This is a genomic window from Streptomyces sp. NPDC036813, assembly GCF_055609245.1.
Genome location: NZ_JBVJPV010000001.1, coordinates 259790 through 277812 on the forward strand (window position 1 = coordinate 259790; position 18023 = coordinate 277812).

Consider the following 18023-nt stretch of genomic DNA (forward strand, 5'->3'; position numbering starts at 1 on the left):
CACACGCCAGGGGCGGCGGCACGAGCGCCCCCGCACACACGAAAGGAGGCGGCATGAGCACCCACGCCCCGTCGCCGGTGGCCGCGCACTGCGACGAACTCCTCGACGCGCTCGCCCACTTCAAGGAGCGCTCCCACCTCACCGAGCGGTGGGGCGAGCAGCTCGCCAAGGTGCTCGGCGGCGGCGGACGCCTCCTCGCGGCGGGCAACGGCGGCAGCGCCGCGCAGGCCCAGCACCTGACCGCCGAGCTGGTCGGCCGCTACCGCGACGACCGGCCGCCGTTCTCCGCGATCGCCCTGCACGCCGACACCTCCGCCACGACCGCCATCGCCAACGACTACGGCGTGCACGAGGTGTTCGCCCGCCAGGTCCGCGCGCACGGCCGCCCCGGCGACGTGCTGATCCTGCTGTCCACGTCCGGCGCCAGCGCCAACCTGCTGTCCGCGGCCGACGCGGGCCGCGAGGCCGGGCTGAGCGTGTGGGCGCTGACCGGTGCGGCCCCCAACCCCCTGATGGCGGGCAGCGACGAGGCGCTGTGCGTGCCCGCCGCCTCCACGGCGACCGTGCAGGAACTCCATCTGGTCGCCGTGCACATGATCTGCCAGGCGTTCGACGCGGCAGTGGAGCGCATCCACGGGAGGTGACCGGATGACGACGCACGGCTCTTCCAAGGCCCCCCTCGTCGTGGTCGGCGACGCGCTGCTCGACCGCGACCTGACCGGCAGCGCCGACCGCCTCGCGCCCGACGCGCCGGTCCCGGTCGTCGCCGGCTGCGAGGAACACGTCCGGCCCGGCGGCGCCGCGCTCGCCGCGTACCTCGCGGCCGCCGACGGCCGCCCCGTCACCCTCATCACCGGCCTCGGCAACGACCCGGCGAGCGAGCGGCTGCGCGAACTCAGCGCCGGACGCGTGCAGTTGATCGCGCTGCCGCTGACCGGCGCGTTGCCCGAGAAGACCCGTGTGCTGGCCGGCGGCCGCCCCGTGGTCCGCCTGGACCGCGGCGACGGACGGGTCCGCACGGCCACCGACGAGGCCCGCGCCGCGCTGCGGGCGGCACCGGCCGTGCTGGTGTCCGACTACGGCCGCGGCGCTGCCGACGCGCTGCGGGACGTGCTGACCGAACGCCCCCCGCTGGTCTGGGACCCGCACCCGCGCGGCGGCCCACCGGTGCCGGGCACCCGCCTCGTCACCCCGGCCCGCTCCGAGGCGCAGGTCTTCGCCGAGCAGGCGGACGCCGGGACGGCCGCGCGGGGCGGGGAGCTGCGGCAGGCCGCAGGGCAGGCCGCCGCACTCGTACGGCACTGGCGGGTCGGCGCCGTCTCCGTGACCCTCGGCGTGCGCGGCGCGCTGCTGTCGTACGGCGACCACCCGCTGCTGGTGCCCGCCCCCGCCGCCCACGACGGCGACCCGTGCGGCGCCGGCGACCGCTTCGCCGCCACGGCGGCAGGACTGCTCGCCGACGGGGCACTGGTGGGCGAGGCGCTCCAGGGCGCCGTCGCGGCGGCGACCGCGTTCGTCGGGGCGGGGGGCGCCACCGCGATCACTCCGCCGGCCCCCGCCGCGCCCACCCCGCCCCCCGGCGACGGCGCGTCCGGCGACCCCTTCGCCGTCGCCGCCCGCGTCCGCGCCTCCGGCGGGACCGTCGTCGCCGCCGGTGGCTGCTTCGACCTGCTGCACGCCGGGCACGTCGGCCTGCTCCAGGCCGCCCGGCGCATCGGCGACTGCCTCGTCGTGTGCGTCAACTCCGACGACTCCGTACGCCGCCGCAAGGGCGACGGCCGCCCCGTCAACCCGCTCGCCGACCGGGTCCGCGTGCTGCGCGCGCTGGGCTGCGTCGACGCGGTCGCCGTGTTCGACGAGGACACCCCCGAGCGGCTGCTCGCCGAACTGCGCCCCGACGTATGGGTCAAGGGCGGCGACTACACCGGCGCCGCCCTGCCCGAGGCGGCGCTCTTGCGGGAGTGGGGCGGCCAGGCCGTTCTGCTGCCCTATCTCGACGGGCGTTCCTCCACCGCGCTGATCGCCCGTGCCGCGGAGGGTGCCCGGTGACCCGCCCCCGGCTGCTCGTCCTGCGCGCTCTCGGCCTCGGAGACCTGCTCGCCGGGGTGCCCGCGCTGCGCGCCCTGCGCCGCGGCTTCCCAGGCCACGAACTGATCCTCGCAGCGCCCGCCGCTCTGACGCCGGTCGCCGACGCCACGGAGGCCGTCGACCGGCTGCTGCCCGCCGCCGCGCCCGGCCGCGCCGTACCGCGGCGCATCGACTGGACCGGGCCGCCGCCCGACCTCGCCGTCGACCTCCACGGCAACGGGCCGCCCAGCCGCGCTGTGCTCCAGAGCCTCCACCCGCGCCGGCTGTGGGCCTTCGCCGGCCCCGACGGCCCGCCATGGTGGGCCGGGGAGCACGAACGGGACCGCTGGTGCCGCTTCCTGGAGTTCCACGGCGTCCCCGCCGACCCCGCCGACCTGCGGCTGCCCGCGCCGCCCGGACCGTCCCCGGCGCCGGACGCCGTCGTCCTGCACCCGGGGGCCGGGGCCCCCTCGCGCTGCTGGCCGGTCGAGCGGTACGCCGCCGTGGCGACCGCCCTGCGCGAACGCGGCCTGCGTGTCGTGGTCACCGGGGGAGAGGGCGAGGAGGACCTCGTCGCCCGGCTCGCCAAGGCGGCCCGGCTGCCCGACACCGACACCTTCGGCGGCGGCCTGCCCTTCGCCCGCCTGTCCGCCCTGGTCGCCGGTGCCCGCGCCGTGATCAGCGGCGACACCGGAATCGCACACCTCGCCGTCGCCCACGCCACCCGCTCGGTGACCCTGTTCGGGCCCGTCGCGCCCAGCCGCTGGGGACCGCCGGACGACCCGCGCCACCAGGTGCTGTGGCGCCCCGGCCCCGAGGAGGGCGACCCGCACGGCCGCCGGCCCGACCCGGCGCTGCTGCGGATCACCCCCGACGACGTCCTGCACGCCCACGACCGGCTACCGTCATGAGCGACCTCGGCGTCGTCATCGCCACCCGCGACCGCGCGGACCGCCTGGCCCGCACCCTGCGCCACCTGACCGCCCTGCCGGAGCGGCCCGGGATCCTCGTGGTGGACAACGCCTCCCGCGACCACACCCGCGCCCTGCTCGCCCGCGACTTCCCCCAGGTGGAGGTGGTCACGCTGGCCGAGAACCGCGGAGCGCTCGCCCGCACCGAAGGCGTACGCGCGCTGTCCACGCCGTACATCGCCTTCAGCGACGACGACTCGTGGTGGGAGGCGGGCGCCCTGGATCTCGCGGCCAAGCTGCTGGACGCCCATCCCCGCCTCGGCCTGATCTCGGCGCGCACCCTCGTCGGCCCCGCCGGGGAGGAGGACCCCCTCAACGACCTCCTCGCCCGCTCCCCGCTCGGCCCCGCCACGGACCTGCCCGGCGTCCAGGTGCTCGGCTTCCTCGCCTGCGCGAGCGTCGTGCGCCGCACCGCCTACCTGGACGCGGGCGGCTTCCACCCGGTGCTGTTCTTCGGCGGCGAGGAGACCGTGCTCGCCTACGACCTCGCCGCGCGCGGCTGGGGCGTCACCCACTGCCCCGACGTGGTCGCCCGCCACCACCCCGACCCGGCGTCGCCCCGCCCCGGCCGCCCGGCCGCCCAGCGCCGCAACGACGTCCTCACCGCCTGGCTGCGCCGCCCCCTGCCGCGCGCCCTGGCCCTCACCCGTGACCTCGCCGCCGAGGCCCGCCACGACCCGGTCGCCCGGCAGGCCCTGCGCGAGGCTCTCACCCGTCTGCCCGCCGCACTGCGCGCCCGCCGCGCCCTGCCGCCGCACCTGGAGCGTGCCGCCCGCACACTCGACGGAGCCGGCCCATGACCGACCCGCGCACCACCGTCGTCGTCATCACCCGCAACCGGCGCACCGACCTCTTGCGCACCCTCGGCCACCTGGCCGGACTCCCCGAGAAGCCGCCGGTGACCGTGGTCGACAACGCCTTCACCGACGCCGTCGGCGAGCGGCATCCGCGGGTACGGCTGCCGCGGCCCGGCCGCGACCTCGGCGCCGTCGGCCGCAACCTCGCTGTACGCGAAGTCCGCACCCCTTACGTCGCGTTCTGCGACGACGACTCCGGCGGTCACCCGGCGCCCTGTCCGGCGCCTCAGACCTGCTCGACCGCTGTCCCGCGCTCGCCACCGTCACCGCGCGCATCCTCGTCGAACCCGGCTCCACCGAGGACCCGATCACCGAGGAACTGCGCGACTCGGCCGTCCCCGGCCCCCGGTGGCCGCCCGGCCCGCCGCTCGGTTCCTTCCTGGCCGCGGCGAGCGCATTGCGCCCCGAGGCCTTCCGCGTCGCGGGCGGCTTCCACCCGCGGCTGTGGCTCGGCGGCGAGGAGGCGCTGCTCGCCGCCGAGCTCGCCGCGAACGGCTGGTGGCTGACGTACGCCGACCATCTGACGATCCATCACCAGCCGTCCCGGGCACCGGACACCACCCTGCGGCGGGGCTCGGCATCCGCAACACCCTGTGGTTCACCCGGCTGCGCCGGCCGGCCCGGCCCGCGCTGCGCCGCACCGTGCACCTCGCGCGCACGGTCCCCCGCGACACGGTGTCGCTGCGCGCCTTCGCCGAGGCCGCGGCCGCGCTGCCGTGGGTCCTGCGGGAGCGGCGGGTGCTGCCCGAGGAGGTCGAGGCACGGATGCGGCTGCTGGAGGACACCAAACGGCAGTCGAAGGCCCGGCGCTACATGGGCTGAGCACACCAGGGGGAGCGGGAGGGGGGCGGCTGTCGGGACGGGCGGCCCCCTCTTGTCGCCGGTTCGGTCCGCCGGGTGAACGGGTCACGGCGGACCGGCTGTTCTCATGGCTCCGTCCACCGGCACAGCAGCCGGAACACCGCGAACAGCGTCACCGGCCAGACGAGGGCGAACGCCCAGATCACCGCGGGGCGCGAGGTGCTGATGCCGGTCACCATCAGCCCGACGGCCACCGCGAGCAGCGCGGCGACGGTCAGCGGATGCGGCCGGTAGGCGGCCAGCCGGGACAGCCAGGACGCCCGGCGCCGCTGGAGCGTGCGCAGCCGGCGCGTGAGCCTGCGGTCGCGCCGCAGATCGCGCTCCAGGTCGTCCAGTATCCGTTGTTCGTGGTCGGGGAGTCGGCCGATCGACACGGTGCCTCCAGGGGAAACGTCGGGAGGGGCGTTCTTCGGGGTGCCCCCAGGGGAAACGTCGCAGGGGGAGCCCTTCGCGGGTGCCCCGCCCGCCGCACGGGCTAACCGGCCGCGGCGACCCGCAGGGCGCCCAGCAGCCGGTCCGCGCGTCCGTGGTCTCCGCGTCCGCGAAGCCGGCCGCGATGCTCCGCGCCCGCGCACGGCCCTCGCCCAGGCACCACTGCCACCAGCGGCCGAGCCGCTCCGCGTCCATGTGGTCGGCCGGCAGCAGCGCGGGCCGGCCGCAGGCCCGCGCCTGTGCGGCACCTTGGCGCCGCCCACGACCGGGCCGATCGCGAGCGCCGGTGTCCCGGCGCGCAGCGCCGGCACCAGGCCGTGCAGCCGGTCGGTGACGACCAGCTCCAGGCGGGCCGGCACCGCCTCGAACTGGCGGCCGTCGCACACAGCCACCAGTAGTCGGCGTCCAGCCGGGTCTCCAGCTCCAGCCGCGCGCAGTCCGGCCCGGCCTTCCACCCCGTGACCGCCTCGGCGATCTCGGCGTGCCGGCGCCGCCCGGCGTGCTCGTGCTGCCCGTGCGTGAGGATCACGCCCACCACGGGCAGGGCGGGCGGAGCGGGGGCGCGGGCGGCCAGGTCGAGGTCCGGGCCGGCGCCCGGCGCGTCCCGGGCCGGCACACGGTGGAAACCGGTGACGGCCGGGCTGCCGGGATCGACGACGGACGTGCCGACGGCGATCCGCGTGCGGTGCGCGAACCGCCGGTGCGGGTCCTCGACCTGCGGACCGTGCAGCGGCCCGCACACGAACACCAGATGCGTAGCCCTCGGGGCGTACCTCGTCCGGGTGCAGGGCATCGGCCCGGAACCCCGGGCTCCACGCGATGTCGTAAGGCAACCGCTCCCGGTCCAGCACGGATCGCACCCGGTGCAGCACGAGCACGTCACCGGCGGTCGCCTCGCCGTCCCGGAAGGTGAACCACCCCGTCAGCAGGATCCGTCCTCGCACAGTGGCCCCGAGCGCCCTTGAGCAGCGGGGACATGCGCGCACGCGGCGTCGGGCCCGGACAGGCGCGCCGGCGGGCGTCATCCGCTCGGGCAACCGGAAGCGGCTGTGCGCCACCGGGCACGGGCCGGCCGATGCGGGCCTCCACCGCCGGCACCCGTTCCCCGCCGGCCGCCACGCAGCGCGAACCGGCCGTAGCGCACGTACAGCGGGCCGTCACCCCGGCGCAGATCACCGAGGATGTACCGCCCCGGCGGGCCAGGACGGTGGGAAACGCACAGGGAGCGTTGCGGTCAGCAGCTGTCCGCAACGCCCGCTAGCGTGCAGTCCATGGCCAAGACGACGACGGCTCCCGTACTCGGCACCCGTGCCCTCAACCGCGCGACCCTTCAGCGGCAACTGCTGCTGCACCGCTCGCCGCTGACGGCCCGGCAGGCCGTGTCCCACCTCCTCGGACTGCAGGCGCAGAACGTCAAGCCGCCCTACTACGCGCTCGCCGCCCGCCTCGACGGCTTCAGGCCCGAGCAGCTCTCCCGGCTCATGGCGGACCGGTCCGTCGCCCGGATCGTCACCCTGCGCTCCACGATCCACACCCACACCGCCGACGACTGCCTCACCCTGCGCCCCCTGGTCCAGCCCGCCCGCGAACGCGAGCTCACGGCCTTCCGCAGGGGATTGACGGGCGTCGACCTCGACCGGCTCGCCGCACTCGCCCGGGACCTCGTCGAAGAGCGGCCGCGCACGCTGAAGGAACTGCGCGAGGCGCTGCGCCCGCACTGGCCGGACGCCGACCCGCAGGCCCTCGGCATCGCCGCCCGCTGCACCCTGCCGCTCGTCCAGGTCACCCCGCGGGGACTGTGGGGCGCGAGCGGGCAGGTGGCGCTCACCACCGCCGAGCACTGGCTGGGCCGGCCCACCGAGCCGCCCGCCGGCCCGGACACGACCGTCCTGCGCTACCTCGCCGCCTTCGGCCCCGCCTCGGTCAAGGACATGCAGACCTGGGCGGGCCTCACCCGGCTGCGCGACGTCTTCGAACGGCTCAGGCCCCGGCTGCTCACCTTCCGCGACGAGCAAGGCGTCGAACTGTTCGACCTGCCCGACGCGCCCCGCCCCGACCCGGACACCCCGGCCCCGCCCCGCTTCCTGCCGGAGTTCGACAACCTGCTGCTCTCCCACGCCGACCGCAGCCGGGTCATCCCGCCCGAGCACTGGGGCCGCAGCTGGCAGGGCAACCGGGCCTACCGCACCCTCCTCGTCGACGGCTTCCTCGCGGGCCTGTGGACGCTGGAGCGGGACGCACTCGTCATCGAGCCGTTCACCGCCCTGAGCAAGGGCCGGCGTGCCGAGATCACGGCCGAGGCGGAACACCTGCTGGCGACGCTGCATCCGGAGGCGTCGTACGACATCCGCTTCGGCACGGTACGGCCGTGACGGAGAGGCCCACGGTCCGGCCCCGGGGGCTCAGTCCGCCCGGCCCGTCACCGCCACGGTCAGCCCCAGGCCGATCATCGTGAACCCACCCGCACCGCCGATCAGCGACAGCCGCCGGTCCGAGCGCGCGAACCAGGCACGCGCGCCCGACGCGGTCAGCCCCCACAGGGTGTCGGTGACCAGGCCGATGGAGATGGGGACCAGTCCGAGCAGCAGCATCTGCACCGGGACCCGGCCGGCCGCGTGGTCGACGAACTGCGGCAGCACGGCGGCGAAGAACACCACACCCTTCGGATTCGTCACGCCGACCAGCGCACCGTCCAGCACGGTCCGCAGGTCACCGCGCGCGGACCCGCCGGGCGACGCCTGGATCGCCGACGCGGTCAGCTCCCGGCGGTGCCGGAACGCCTGCACCCCCAGGTACACCAGATAGGCGGCACCGGCCAGCTTCACCGCCAGATACACCGTCACCGACCGCTCCACCAGCGAGCCCACGCCCACCGCGACGGCCACGACGAGCAGATACGACCCGAGGACGTTGCCCAGCGCCGTCGCCACCGCGGTGCGACGCCCGTGGGCCAGCGCCCGCCCGATGACGAACAGCACGCTCGGCCCGGGAACCACGATCACCAGCAACGACATCACCGCGAAGGCGAGCACACGATCGACCGACACCATGGGCCAACCCTAGGGGCTGTCCCGGACCTGCGGCCCCTTCCGGGCATTGGAAAGGGGGGCGGTGCGGGCTGCTCGTGGAAGCCCGCAACGCCCCCCTGGCAATCACCTGAGGGATACTCAGGAGTCTTCTGGGGTCATGAGCGCGTCATGACGTGACCTGCGCGGTCACGAGGCTGGAGAAGGTGGTCAGCCGGGTGTACACACCCGGGTAACCGGCCTCCGCGCAACCCTCCCCCCAGGAAGTGATCCCTGCCAGGACGCCCCCGATGAGCAGGGGACCGCCGCTGTCGCCCTGGCAGGTGTCCACGCCACCGGATGAGTACCCGGCGCACACCATGTCGCTCTGCACGAAGTCAGAGCCGTAGGAAGTCTTGCAGCTCGCGTCGGACACGATCGGGACCGTGGCGGTGCGCAGCTGGTTGGAGGAGCTGCCGTTCTCCGCGGTAGTGCCCCAGCCGAGGATGCGGGCCGTGGTGCCCGCCGCGTACACCGAGGTGTCGGACGGCGCGACGTACTTCGCCGGCGTGTACGGCATCGGCGCCGACAGCGTCAGCACGGCCACGTCGTCGCCGTTCGAGGCGTCCGTGTAGTCCGGGTCGACCCAGATCCTGCTGACCCGGCCGACCGTGCCGTTGGTGCCGTTGAGGTAGGTGCGGCCGCCCACGACCCGCACGCTGGAAGTGGTCTCGCCGGCCATGCAGTGCGCGGCCGTGACCACCTTGGTCGGGGCGACGAGGGTGCCGCCGCAGAACTGGTTCTGCGAGGCGTCGGTGATCTGCATCATGAACGGGTACGCCGTCGTCGTGGTGGTCGTGCCGCCCACGACGGGCTGCGGGGCGGCGACGGCGGCGGGAGTGCTGAAGAGGGTTGCTGCGGAGGCGACGGCGACGGCCGCGGCGGTCCTGCCGGCGGTCGATCTCGCACGGGTGAGCCCGAACATCAGTCTCCTCGGTGGGGTGGCCGGTGGGGGGTTTCGCACGGGTGTGTGGGGGACGCGGGACCGACCCCCGTGTGCCCGGGCGAGCGGCACGTCCCTCACGCTAGAACCCGCGCCACCGCCCTCCCAATGAGGGAACCCCCTAACGGAGTCGGGCAGGGAAAACCCTCGGTCGCCCCGTCGTGCACCCACCAGGGCAGTAAACCCGCGCGGGCCTCACTTCGCGTGACGCCCCGCCGCCAGCCGCACGATGTCCACCCGGGAGCGGATTCCCAGCTTCCGGTAGACCCGGGTCAGCGTCGCCTCCACCGTCTTGACGCTGATGAACAACCGGGCGGCGATCTCCCGGTTGGTGGCGCCCTCCATGACCAGGCCCGCCACCTGACGCTCCATCGAGGCCAGCGAGTCCAGCGCGCTGTGCAGCCCGGCCGGCGCGGGCGCCGGCCGCTGGGCCGCCGCGGCGCTGGCGTCCTGGGCGGCCGCCTCCACCTGCCGCAGCCACGGCAGTGCGCGGCAGCGTCTGAACAGCCGCGCCGCCTCGTCGTACGACGTCGGTCCCGGCCGCCCGGAGCGCAGCCGGGCCAGGGCGAACGCGGCCCGCGCCTCCTCCAGGCCGTACCCCAGCTTCGCCAGCCGGTCCTGAGCGGACGTCAGCTGCGCGAGCGCGGCCTCCGTGTCGCCCCGGGCCGCCCGCACCAGCGCCCCGGCCCGGTCCAGTACGGCGAGCACGCTCTCCCGGCGCAGCCGCAGCGCGTGCTCGCGGGCCGTGTCGATGACCTCCTGCGCCTCGTCCGCCTCGCCGATCCGCACCAGCGCCTCGGCGAGGTCACCGTGCCAGCGACCACGCGCCGGGTCGGTGATGCCGAGGCCCGCCTCCAGCTCCCGCACCCGGCGCAGCGACACCACGGCCCCGCGCGCGTCCCCGGCGACCAACTGCGCGTGGCCGAGGGCGGCCAGCGCCCGCGAGAGGTACATCTGGTCGCCGTCCTCCTCGGCGTGCGCCGCGGCCTCCCGGGCCAGCGCCTCCGCGCGCTCCACGTCCCCGGCGGACGCCTCGGCGAGCGAGGCCAGCATCGCGGAGGCGCCCTCACCGATCCCGGAGTCACGGGCCAGCCTGAGACTCTCGCGGGCCAGATCCAGGGCCCGCCCGCAGTGCCCGGACAGCAACTCCGTCTCGGCCAGGGCGCGCAGGAAATGCACCTCGCTCTCGACCATGCCGCGCCGGCGCACCTCGCGCAGCAGCGCGCTGATCGTCGTACGGGCCTCCGGCAGCTGATCGCTCATCAGCAGCCAGCGGAAGCGGGCCGCGCCGGCGCCGTTGTGATGACACGCCACATACGGGTCCTGCGGCTCCTGCAACGCCCGCTTGACCGTGACCGGGGCGTTCGAGTGGCCCATCAGGGTCTCGGTGGACGCCTGGAAGGACAGCGCCATCAGCTCGGTGCGCCGGTTCCCGGCCCGCGCGGCCAGCTCCGCCGCGTGCGCGGCCTCCTGCCGGGCCTCGGCGAAGTCGCCCTCGACGACCAGGGCACGCCAGGCGAGCTGGTAGTGGACCAGGGCCAGCAGCCGGGCGTCGTCACCGGCGTCGGCCAGCGCCTGCGGGAAGACGGCGTCCACGTCACCGAGGGCCTGCCCGGCCGCCTCGATCACCACCATCCAGGCCCGCACCCGCTCGGCCGGCACGGTGGCCCGGGTGAGGACATCACGGGCGATGTCCCGGGCGAGGTCCACCTCTCCGGCCGTGATCGCGTCCTCCGCGGCCTGCAACCGGCGCTCGTCCGCGTTCCCGTCGGCCGGCGTGTGCCGGGCGGCGAGCAGCCCGAGAGAGGCGGCCACCGACGGCGCCCCGCGGTCCCGGGCGAGCGCGGCGGCCTCCGCCAGCGACGCGGCGACGTCCGGGTCGGTGCCGATGGTGGCCAGCGCCAGATGCCGGGCCCGCTCGATCGGGTCCGAGGCGGCCGTGGACAGCGCGGCGTGCGCGGCGCGCCGCTCGTGGGCGGGCGCCTCCGCGTACAGCGCGGCGGAGATCAGCGGGTGCGCGAACCGCACCGCCGGAGCCTCCGGCTCGGTGGTGAGCAGCCCCAGCTCGGCCGCCTGCGCGCACTCGGCCTCGGCGTGGTCGCGGCCGGCCGCGTGCAGCAGCGCGGCCGTCGGCCGGGCACCGGCGCTGGCCACCAGCAGGGTGCGGCGGGCCTCGTCGGACAGCAGGTCCAGCCGGCTGAGCACCAGGGCGCGCAGCGAGGTCGGCACCGGCAACGGCTCACCCGGCCGCGGTGGCGTCGGGTTCTCGGCCAGCGCCCGGCCCAGCTCCAGAGCGAAGAGCGGGTTGCCGCCACTGGTGCGGTGGATGTCCCGCACCGTGGACCGCGGCAACCCGCCGTACCCCCGGTGATCGAGCAGCGCGGACACCTGCGCACGGGTGAGCGGACCGAGCCGCACCGCCAGCGTGTCGGGCGGACACGCCCGCAGATACCGGTCGTACTCCTGTGCCTCGGTGCGCACCGCGCACAGCATGCGCACCGAGGTGTCGCCGAGCCGCCGGGCGGCGAAACCGAGCAGTTCGGCGCTGGCGGAATCCAGCCACTGGAAGTCGTCGGCCACCACCAGCACCGGCCCGTCCTCGGCCAGCGCCCGCAGCGCCGACAGCACGGCCAGCCGCAGCGCGAGACCGTCGCGCTGGAGGGTCGACTCGCCCCGCCCGGTCAGCGCCGACTCCAGAGCGGTGCGCTGCGCGCCGGGCAGCCGGTCGGCGATCCGGTCGAGGACCAGCCCGAACAGATCGGCGAGGGCGAGGAAGGGCAGATGGGATTCGGACTCGGTGGCCGAGCAGCGCAAGACGGTGCCGGACTGGAAGCAGTTTTCCGCGGCCAATGCCCGCAGCACGGTCGACTTTCCTATTCCGGCCGGCCCGTGCAGCAGCACGCTGCCTCCGGACGCGAGCCGCTCACGCGCCGCGCTGAACAGCTCCTCCCGGCCGATGACCAGGTCGGGGCGGCATCGGGCAGGCTCCTGGAAGTCCTGTCGCACGGTTACCGCTCCCCTCCGTGTGTCGTGTCCGGGCCAAATTCTAGGCAACCGCGCAGGAAATTCGGACGGACGATGTCGTGAGGGATATAACAACACCCTTGCGCAACGAAAAATTCACGGCGCCGTCTGCCTGAATGACAACGCTGCCGCCCCCTCTTTCCCCTGCCCAGCCCCACCCCACGCCACACCGCGATCCGCACCCACGCCACGGCGGCGCCACACCCCCGCCACGGCGTGGCCGCTCCCGCGCCACACCCGAGCCACGGCGCCGCCACACCCGAGCCACGGCGCCGCCATACCCGAGCCACGGCGCCGCCGCACCCCCCACCCCGGCCCCGCCCCACAACGCACCGCAGGCGCGACCGTAACCGACCACACACCGCAACGGGCCGCCGCAGGCACAAAAAAGGGGCGCGGGGAACGGCGCGACCAGCCACAACGCACCCGCAGCCGAACCACGACCAGGCGCCGCAGGCAATGGCGAGCAGCCACAACGAACCCGAAAAGGCCGCCCCACGCCTCCAATGGGCGCGGAGAACGCCGCAAGCAACCATGACGCACCACCCCCTGACCCCCACCCCCGGACCCCCACCCCCGGCCCCCCGCCCACCGCCGGAGGCTACGGCAGCAGCCCCTCCCGCCGCGCACCCGCCACCGCCTCCCCGCGGGTATGCGCCCCCAGCTTCCGCATGGCCGAGCGCAAATACGACTTCACCGTCTCCGAACGCAACCCGAGCCGCTCACCGATCACCGCGTTCGTGGCGCCCGCGGCCACGCAGGCCAGCACATCCAGCTCCCGCGGAGCCAGCCTCACCGCCGGCGCCTCCGCACCCCCCGGCGCCAGCAGCCCGCACACCCCCAGCAGCTCCGCCCGCAACGCCGGATCCGCGATCCGCGGAGCCAGCGCCCGCAGCGCCGCGTGGGCCTCCCGCACCTGCTCCCAGCCCCCCGCGGGACGCGTCCCCGCAGCACGCACCCCCGCCTCCACAAGCTCGCGCAGTTCACCCGCCTCGTCCCGCACCACCAGCGCCTGCTCCACGTCCCGCGCCGCCGCCACGGCCTCGCTCAGCGCCCGGTCCCCCAGCGGCTGAGCACTCCGCAGGGCGCCGTACAGCACCCCCCGCACCCGACGCCGTACCACCACCGGCACCGCGAGCACCGACCGCAGCCCCTCCTCCGCGACGGCCGCGTCGTACTCGTGGCTGATCTGCCGGGAGGAGGAGTAGTCCGACACGGCGCACGGCCGGGCCAGCGCCACCGCCTTGCCGCCCAGCCCGTTGCCGGAGGTCACCGCGAGCGAGCGCAGCGCGGAGGTGTCGTTGCCGGTCAGCTCGCTGATCCGGATCCGGCGGTGCCCGGCGTCCACCAGCCCGCCGAAGGCCACCGGCAGCCCGGTGCCGCGGCGCAGGCGCGCCAGCGCACCGCGAATCTCCACCACGTCGGACGCGTCCGCTGTCACCTGCTCGACCCCTCACTGCGGCTGATTCGAGGCCCCCACCCCCGTTCGGGGGTAGTGAGACCTGCATCACGGATTACACGATGTACCCGAGCCGCCCGGCAATGGTCCGGCACAACAGGAGGACAGATGACGGCGACGGACGACTTCCGCAGGGCACGGGACTTCCTGCTGGAGCACCGCGAGGACTACGCAGGCGCCTACGAGGGTTTCCGCTGGCCCCGGCCCGAGTACTTCAACTGGGCGCTCGACTGGTTCGACGTCATCGCCGACGGCAACGACCGCACGGCGCTGCACATCGTCGAGGAGGACGGCGCGGAGACCCGGCTGTCCTTCGCCGAGCTGTCCGACCGCTCCGACCGCGTCGCGAACTGGCTGCGCGACCGAGGCGTGGCCGCCGAGGACCGGGTGCTGGTGATGCTCGGCAACCAGGCCGAGCTGTGGGAGACCGCGCTCGCCGCGATGAAGCTGCGCGCCGTGGTCATCCCGGCCACCCCGCTGCTGGGCCCGGCCGACCTGCGTGACCGTGTGGAGCGGGGCCGGGTCAAGCACGTCATCGTGCGTGCGGAGGACACGGAGAAGTTCGCCGAGGTGCCCGGCGCCTACACCCGGATCAGCGTCGGCGGCCTGCCCACGGAGGGCTGGGAGCCGTACGAGGACGGCTACGCGGCCCCCGCCGGATACGTCCCGGACGGCCCGACCCGCGCCGACGACCCGCTGATGCTGTACTTCACCTCCGGCACCACCGCCCGCCCCAAGCTGGTCGAGCACACCCACACCTCGTACCCGATCGGGCACCTCGCGACCATGTACTGGGTCGGTCTGAGGCCCGGGGACGTACACCTGAACATCTCCTCGCCCGGCTGGGCCAAGCACGCCTGGTCCAACCTGTTCGCGCCGTGGAACGCCGAGGCGACCGTCTTCATCCACAACTACAGCCGCTTCGACGCGGCCCGTCTGATGTCCGAGATGGACCGGGCCGGTGTGACCACGTTCTGTGCTCCGCCGACCGTGTGGCGCATGCTCATCCAGGCCGACCTGAGCCAGCTGGCCACCCCGCCCCGCGAGGTCGTCGCGGCCGGCGAACCGCTCAACCCCGAGGTCATCGAGCAGGTGCGGCGTGCCTGGGGCCGCACCGTCCGGGACGGCTTCGGGCAGACGGAGACCGCCGTGCAGGTCGCCAACACACCGGGCCAGACCCTCAAGACCGGCTCCATGGGCCGGCCCAGCCCCGGCTACCGCGTCGAACTGCTCGATCCGGTCTCCGGCGCGCCCGGCGCCACCGAGGGCGAGATCGCGCTGGACCTCTCCGAGCGCCCGGTGGGCCTGATGACCGGCTACCACGGCGACGCCGACCGTACGGCGGAGGCGATGGCCGGTGGCTACTACCGCACCGGCGACATCGCCGCCCGGGACGAGGACGGCTACCTGACCTACGTCGGCCGGGCCGACGACGTCTTCAAGGCCAGTGACTACAAGATCAGCCCGTTCGAGCTGGAGAGCGCCCTGCTGGAGCACGAGGCGGTCGCCGAGGCGGCGGTCGTGCCCGCGCCGGACGAGCTGCGCCTGGCCGTGCCGAAGGCGTACGTCGTCCTCGCCGAGGGCTACGAACCCGGCGCGGACACCGCCAAGGTGATCTTCGAGCATTCGCGTCAGGTGCTTGCTCCGTACAAGCGGATCCGGCGGCTGGAGTTCGGCGCGCTGCCGAAGACGGTGTCCGGCAAGATCCGCCGTATCGAGCTGCGCGAGGCCACGGCCGCGGGGTCGGACGAGGAGTACCGCGAGGAGGACTTCCGGTGACCGCACTGTCCTACACGCACGGCACGAGCGGGACCGTCCTGCTCGGCGACACCATCGGCGCCAACCTCGAGAGGGCCGTCGCCACCTGGCCCGAGCGCGAGGCGCTCGTCGACGTGCCGTCCGGCCGGCGCTGGACGTACGCGCAGTTCGGCGCCGACGTCGACACGTTGGCGCGGGCGCTGGTCGCGAGCGGGATCGCCAAGGGCGACCGGGTGGGCATCTGGGCCGTCAACTGCCCGGAGTGGGTGCTGGTCCAGTACGCCACCGCCCGCATCGGCGCGATCATGGTGAACATCAACCCGGCCTACCGCACCCACGAGGTCGAGTACGTCCTCAACCAGTCCGGCGTCCGGCTGCTCGTCGCCTCCCTCAGCCACAAGACGAGCGACTACCGGGCGATGGTCGACGAAGTGCGCGGCAGATGCCACGAGTTGCACGAGGTCGTGTACATCGGCGACCCGAGCTGGGAGGCGCTGCTCTCCCGCGCCGCGCCGGACGTGACGTACGAGGCCCTGTCCTGCGACGACCCCATCAACATCCAGTACACCTCGGGCACGACGGGCTTCCCCAAGGGGGCCACCCTCTCCCACCACAACATCCTCAACAACGGTTACTTCGTGGGCGAGCTGATCGCCTACAGCGAGCAGGACCGGATCTGCATCCCGGTCCCCTTCTACCACTGCTTCGGCATGGTCATGGCCAACCTGGCGGCCACCTCGCACGGCGCGTGCATGGTGATCCCGGCGGCGTCCTTCGACCCGAAGGCCACCCTGGAGGCGGTCCAGCAGGAGCGCTGCACCTCGCTCTACGGCGTGCCGACCATGTTCATCGCGGAGCTGAACCTGCCCGACTTCGCGGCCTACGACCTCACCTCGCTGCGCACCGGCATCATGGCCGGTTCGCCCTGTCCGGTGGAGGTGATGAAGCGGGTGGTCGCCGAGATGCACATGGAGCAGGTCTCCATCTGCTACGGCATGACCGAGACCTCCCCGGTGTCCCTGCAGACCCGGATGGACGACGACCTGGAGCACCGCACCGGCACCGTCGGCCGCGTACTGCCGCACATCGAGGTGAAGATCGTCGACCCGGCCACCGGAATCACGCAACCGCGGGGCGAGGCGGGGGAGTTGTGCACGCGCGGGTACAGCGTGATGCTCGGCTACTGGCAGGAGGCCGACAAGACCGCCGAGGCGATCGACGCCGGGCGCTGGATGCACACCGGGGACCTCGCGGTGATGCGCGAGGACGGGTACGTCGAGATCGTCGGCCGCATCAAGGACATGATCATCCGGGGCGGGGAGAACATCTACCCGCGCGAGATCGAGGAGTTCCTCTACGGCCACCCGAAGATCCGCGACGTCCAGGTCGTCGGCGCCCCGCACGAGAAGTACGGCGAGGAGGTGCTGGCCTGCGTCATCCCGCGCGACCCGGCCGACCCGCCGACCCTTCAGGACGTCCGCGCCTTCTGCGAGGGGCAGTTGGCCCACTACAAGATCCCCAGCCGGCTCCAGCTCCTCGACGCCTTCCCGATGACGGTGTCCGGCAAGGTGCGCAAGGTGGAACTCCGGCAGAAGTACGCCGGCTGAGCCGGCCTCCACCGCGCGGGGGAGCGGGGTTCGCCCTGCGGCCGGACGCGGTGGTGCGGGCGTGGACGACAGCATCGGGTGCGTCACCGCACGCACCCGACGCGAAGGAGCCCCCGCATGGCCGTCGCCACGCACCCCGCGCCCGTGAAGCCCCGCACCGCCGCGCCGGTGCCTCCCTGGGCGCGGCGGGCGGCCGCCGCCGTGGTCTGGGCGAACCTGCCCTCCGGGCTGTGGCGCCTCGCCGTCGTCCTCGGCGTGCCGCTCGGGCTCGGCGACTCCGAGTACGACGCGATGATGCTCCCCGGCTGGGGCTACCTGGCGCTGCCGCTGCTGTCCCTGGTGCAGGAGGCGCTGGCCGCGCTGACGCTGGGGCTTGTCCGCCCGTGGGGCGAGAGATGGCCCCGGTGGCTGCCGGGCCTGGGCGGCCGCCCGGTCCCCGTGCGCGCGGCCGTCGTACCGGCCGGTCTCGGCGCCCTCGCCTGCACCGTATACGGCGTGCTGTTCGTGTGGACGACCCTGCACGGCGAGATGGACGTCACGCGGTGGGGGCTGTGGCTGATGAACGCCTGCTATCTGCCGCTGCTGGCCTGGGGCCCGCTGCTGGGCGCGGTCACCGTGCACTACTGGCGCCGCCGGTCCGGAACCTGAGCGCCCGGGCGCCCTGCCGACCGGGCCGAGCACATCGGGGGCACCCGTGGCCGGCCCGGGCAGAGGGCGATCAGGGCCCGCACGCCCGTAGGGCTGTGGGCGGTCGGGACGTGCCCGGCTGACCGGCGCCAGGCGCGTCGCCGGTCTACCGGGCGGGTGTTCAGGGTGCCCCGCCCGGCCCGGGCTGAGGGCGTCCAGGGTGCCCCGCCCTGCGGGGGCCGAAGGCGGTCAGGGCGTGCGCGCCCCCGGCCAGGGCGGAGGGCGGCCAGTGCGGAGGACGGCCAGTGCGGAGGGCGGCCAGGGCGAGTGCGCGCCCGGTCAGGGCGGAGGC

General features: G+C 74.8%; 15 protein-coding genes and 1 pseudogene. 9 read left to right on the top strand and 7 right to left on the bottom strand.

The window, feature by feature from the left end; genetic code table 11:
- Nucleotides 1-53 precede the first annotated feature (53 nt).
- The 5 genes and pseudogenes from ACZ67Q_RS01060 (at nucleotide 54) to ACZ67Q_RS01080 (ending at nucleotide 4717) form a co-directional block, all read left to right on the top strand.
- Nucleotides 54-644 carry a D-sedoheptulose-7-phosphate isomerase gene (locus ACZ67Q_RS01060; protein WP_471174856.1) on the top strand — a complete coding sequence of 197 codons (591 nt, stop codon included), beginning with the start codon at nucleotides 54-56 and terminating at the stop codon, nucleotides 642-644.
- A 4-nt stretch (nucleotides 645-648) separates the two neighbouring features.
- Complete coding sequence (gene rfaE2 / locus ACZ67Q_RS01065) at nucleotides 649-2049, top strand: D-glycero-beta-D-manno-heptose 1-phosphate adenylyltransferase (protein WP_471174858.1); 1401 nt, start codon at nucleotides 649-651, stop codon at nucleotides 2047-2049.
- A complete protein-coding gene (locus tag ACZ67Q_RS01070) occupies nucleotides 2046-2978 on the top strand; it encodes a glycosyltransferase family 9 protein (protein WP_471174860.1) in 933 nt (310 codons plus the stop codon). Before rfaE2 ends, ACZ67Q_RS01070 begins: the two co-directional genes overlap by 4 nt.
- Nucleotides 2975-3838, top strand: coding sequence for a glycosyltransferase family 2 protein (locus ACZ67Q_RS01075; RefSeq protein WP_471174862.1), 864 nt, complete (start codon nucleotides 2975-2977; stop codon nucleotides 3836-3838). The genes ACZ67Q_RS01070 and ACZ67Q_RS01075 overlap by 4 nt, the downstream gene beginning before the upstream one ends.
- Nucleotides 3835-4717: pseudogene (locus tag ACZ67Q_RS01080) on the top strand (glycosyltransferase family 2 protein). Before ACZ67Q_RS01075 ends, ACZ67Q_RS01080 begins: the two are co-directional and overlap by 4 nt.
- A gap of 104 nt (nucleotides 4718-4821) precedes the next feature.
- Here the strand turns inward: ACZ67Q_RS01080 and ACZ67Q_RS01085 are convergent.
- The 3 genes from ACZ67Q_RS01085 to ACZ67Q_RS01095 all read right to left on the bottom strand — a co-directional run bounded on the left by ACZ67Q_RS01085 (nucleotide 4822) and on the right by ACZ67Q_RS01095 (nucleotide 6410).
- Nucleotides 4822-5130, bottom strand: coding sequence for a DUF3040 domain-containing protein (locus tag ACZ67Q_RS01085; protein ID WP_471174864.1), 309 nt, complete (start codon nucleotides 5128-5130; stop codon nucleotides 4822-4824).
- 101 nt (nucleotides 5131-5231) lie between these two features.
- Nucleotides 5232-5981: a hypothetical protein gene (locus ACZ67Q_RS01090; RefSeq protein ID WP_471174866.1), complete on the bottom strand. Its 750-nt coding sequence runs from the start codon at nucleotides 5979-5981 to the stop codon at nucleotides 5232-5234.
- Nucleotides 5982-6209: 228 nt separating this feature from the next.
- On the bottom strand, nucleotides 6210-6410 hold the full coding sequence (locus ACZ67Q_RS01095; protein WP_471175973.1) for a class III lanthionine synthetase LanKC N-terminal domain-containing protein: 201 nt from the start codon (nucleotides 6408-6410) through the stop codon (nucleotides 6210-6212).
- A gap of 49 nt (nucleotides 6411-6459) precedes the next feature.
- Here ACZ67Q_RS01095 and ACZ67Q_RS01100 point away from each other — a divergent pair, with 49 nt between their 5' ends.
- The gene (locus tag ACZ67Q_RS01100) at nucleotides 6460-7560 is read left to right on the top strand and encodes a winged helix DNA-binding domain-containing protein (RefSeq protein WP_471174867.1); all 1101 of its coding nucleotides are present in this window, start codon (nucleotides 6460-6462) and stop codon (nucleotides 7558-7560) included.
- Nucleotides 7561-7590: 30 nt separating this feature from the next.
- Here ACZ67Q_RS01100 and ACZ67Q_RS01105 read toward each other — a convergent pair whose 3' ends face one another.
- From ACZ67Q_RS01105 to ACZ67Q_RS01120, 4 genes are all read right to left on the bottom strand, one after another.
- Entirely contained in the window at nucleotides 7591-8238 is a 648-nt protein-coding gene (locus tag ACZ67Q_RS01105; RefSeq protein ID WP_471174869.1) for a LysE family translocator, read from the bottom strand.
- A gap of 145 nt (nucleotides 8239-8383) precedes the next feature.
- The gene (locus ACZ67Q_RS01110; RefSeq protein ID WP_471174871.1) at nucleotides 8384-9178 is read right to left on the bottom strand and encodes a S1 family peptidase; all 795 of its coding nucleotides are present in this window, start codon (nucleotides 9176-9178) and stop codon (nucleotides 8384-8386) included.
- 213 nt (nucleotides 9179-9391) lie between these two features.
- On the bottom strand, nucleotides 9392-12202 hold the full coding sequence (locus ACZ67Q_RS01115; protein WP_471174873.1) for a helix-turn-helix transcriptional regulator: 2811 nt from the start codon (nucleotides 12200-12202) through the stop codon (nucleotides 9392-9394).
- Nucleotides 12203-12821: 619 nt separating this feature from the next.
- The gene (locus ACZ67Q_RS01120; RefSeq protein WP_471174875.1) at nucleotides 12822-13661 is read right to left on the bottom strand and encodes a helix-turn-helix transcriptional regulator; all 840 of its coding nucleotides are present in this window, start codon (nucleotides 13659-13661) and stop codon (nucleotides 12822-12824) included.
- Between the two features lie 126 nt (nucleotides 13662-13787).
- Here ACZ67Q_RS01120 and ACZ67Q_RS01125 point away from each other — a divergent pair, with 126 nt between their 5' ends.
- The 3 genes from ACZ67Q_RS01125 (at nucleotide 13788) to ACZ67Q_RS01135 (ending at nucleotide 17692) form a co-directional block, all read left to right on the top strand.
- A complete protein-coding gene (locus ACZ67Q_RS01125) occupies nucleotides 13788-15458 on the top strand; it encodes an AMP-binding protein (protein ID WP_471174877.1) in 1671 nt (556 codons plus the stop codon).
- Nucleotides 15455-17044 carry an AMP-binding protein gene (locus ACZ67Q_RS01130; RefSeq protein ID WP_471174879.1) on the top strand — a complete coding sequence of 530 codons (1590 nt, stop codon included), beginning with the start codon at nucleotides 15455-15457 and terminating at the stop codon, nucleotides 17042-17044. Before ACZ67Q_RS01125 ends, ACZ67Q_RS01130 begins: the two co-directional genes overlap by 4 nt.
- A 117-nt stretch (nucleotides 17045-17161) precedes the next feature.
- The gene (locus ACZ67Q_RS01135) at nucleotides 17162-17692 is read left to right on the top strand and encodes a hypothetical protein (protein ID WP_471174881.1); all 531 of its coding nucleotides are present in this window, start codon (nucleotides 17162-17164) and stop codon (nucleotides 17690-17692) included.
- Nucleotides 17693-18023: the final 331 nt, after the last annotated feature.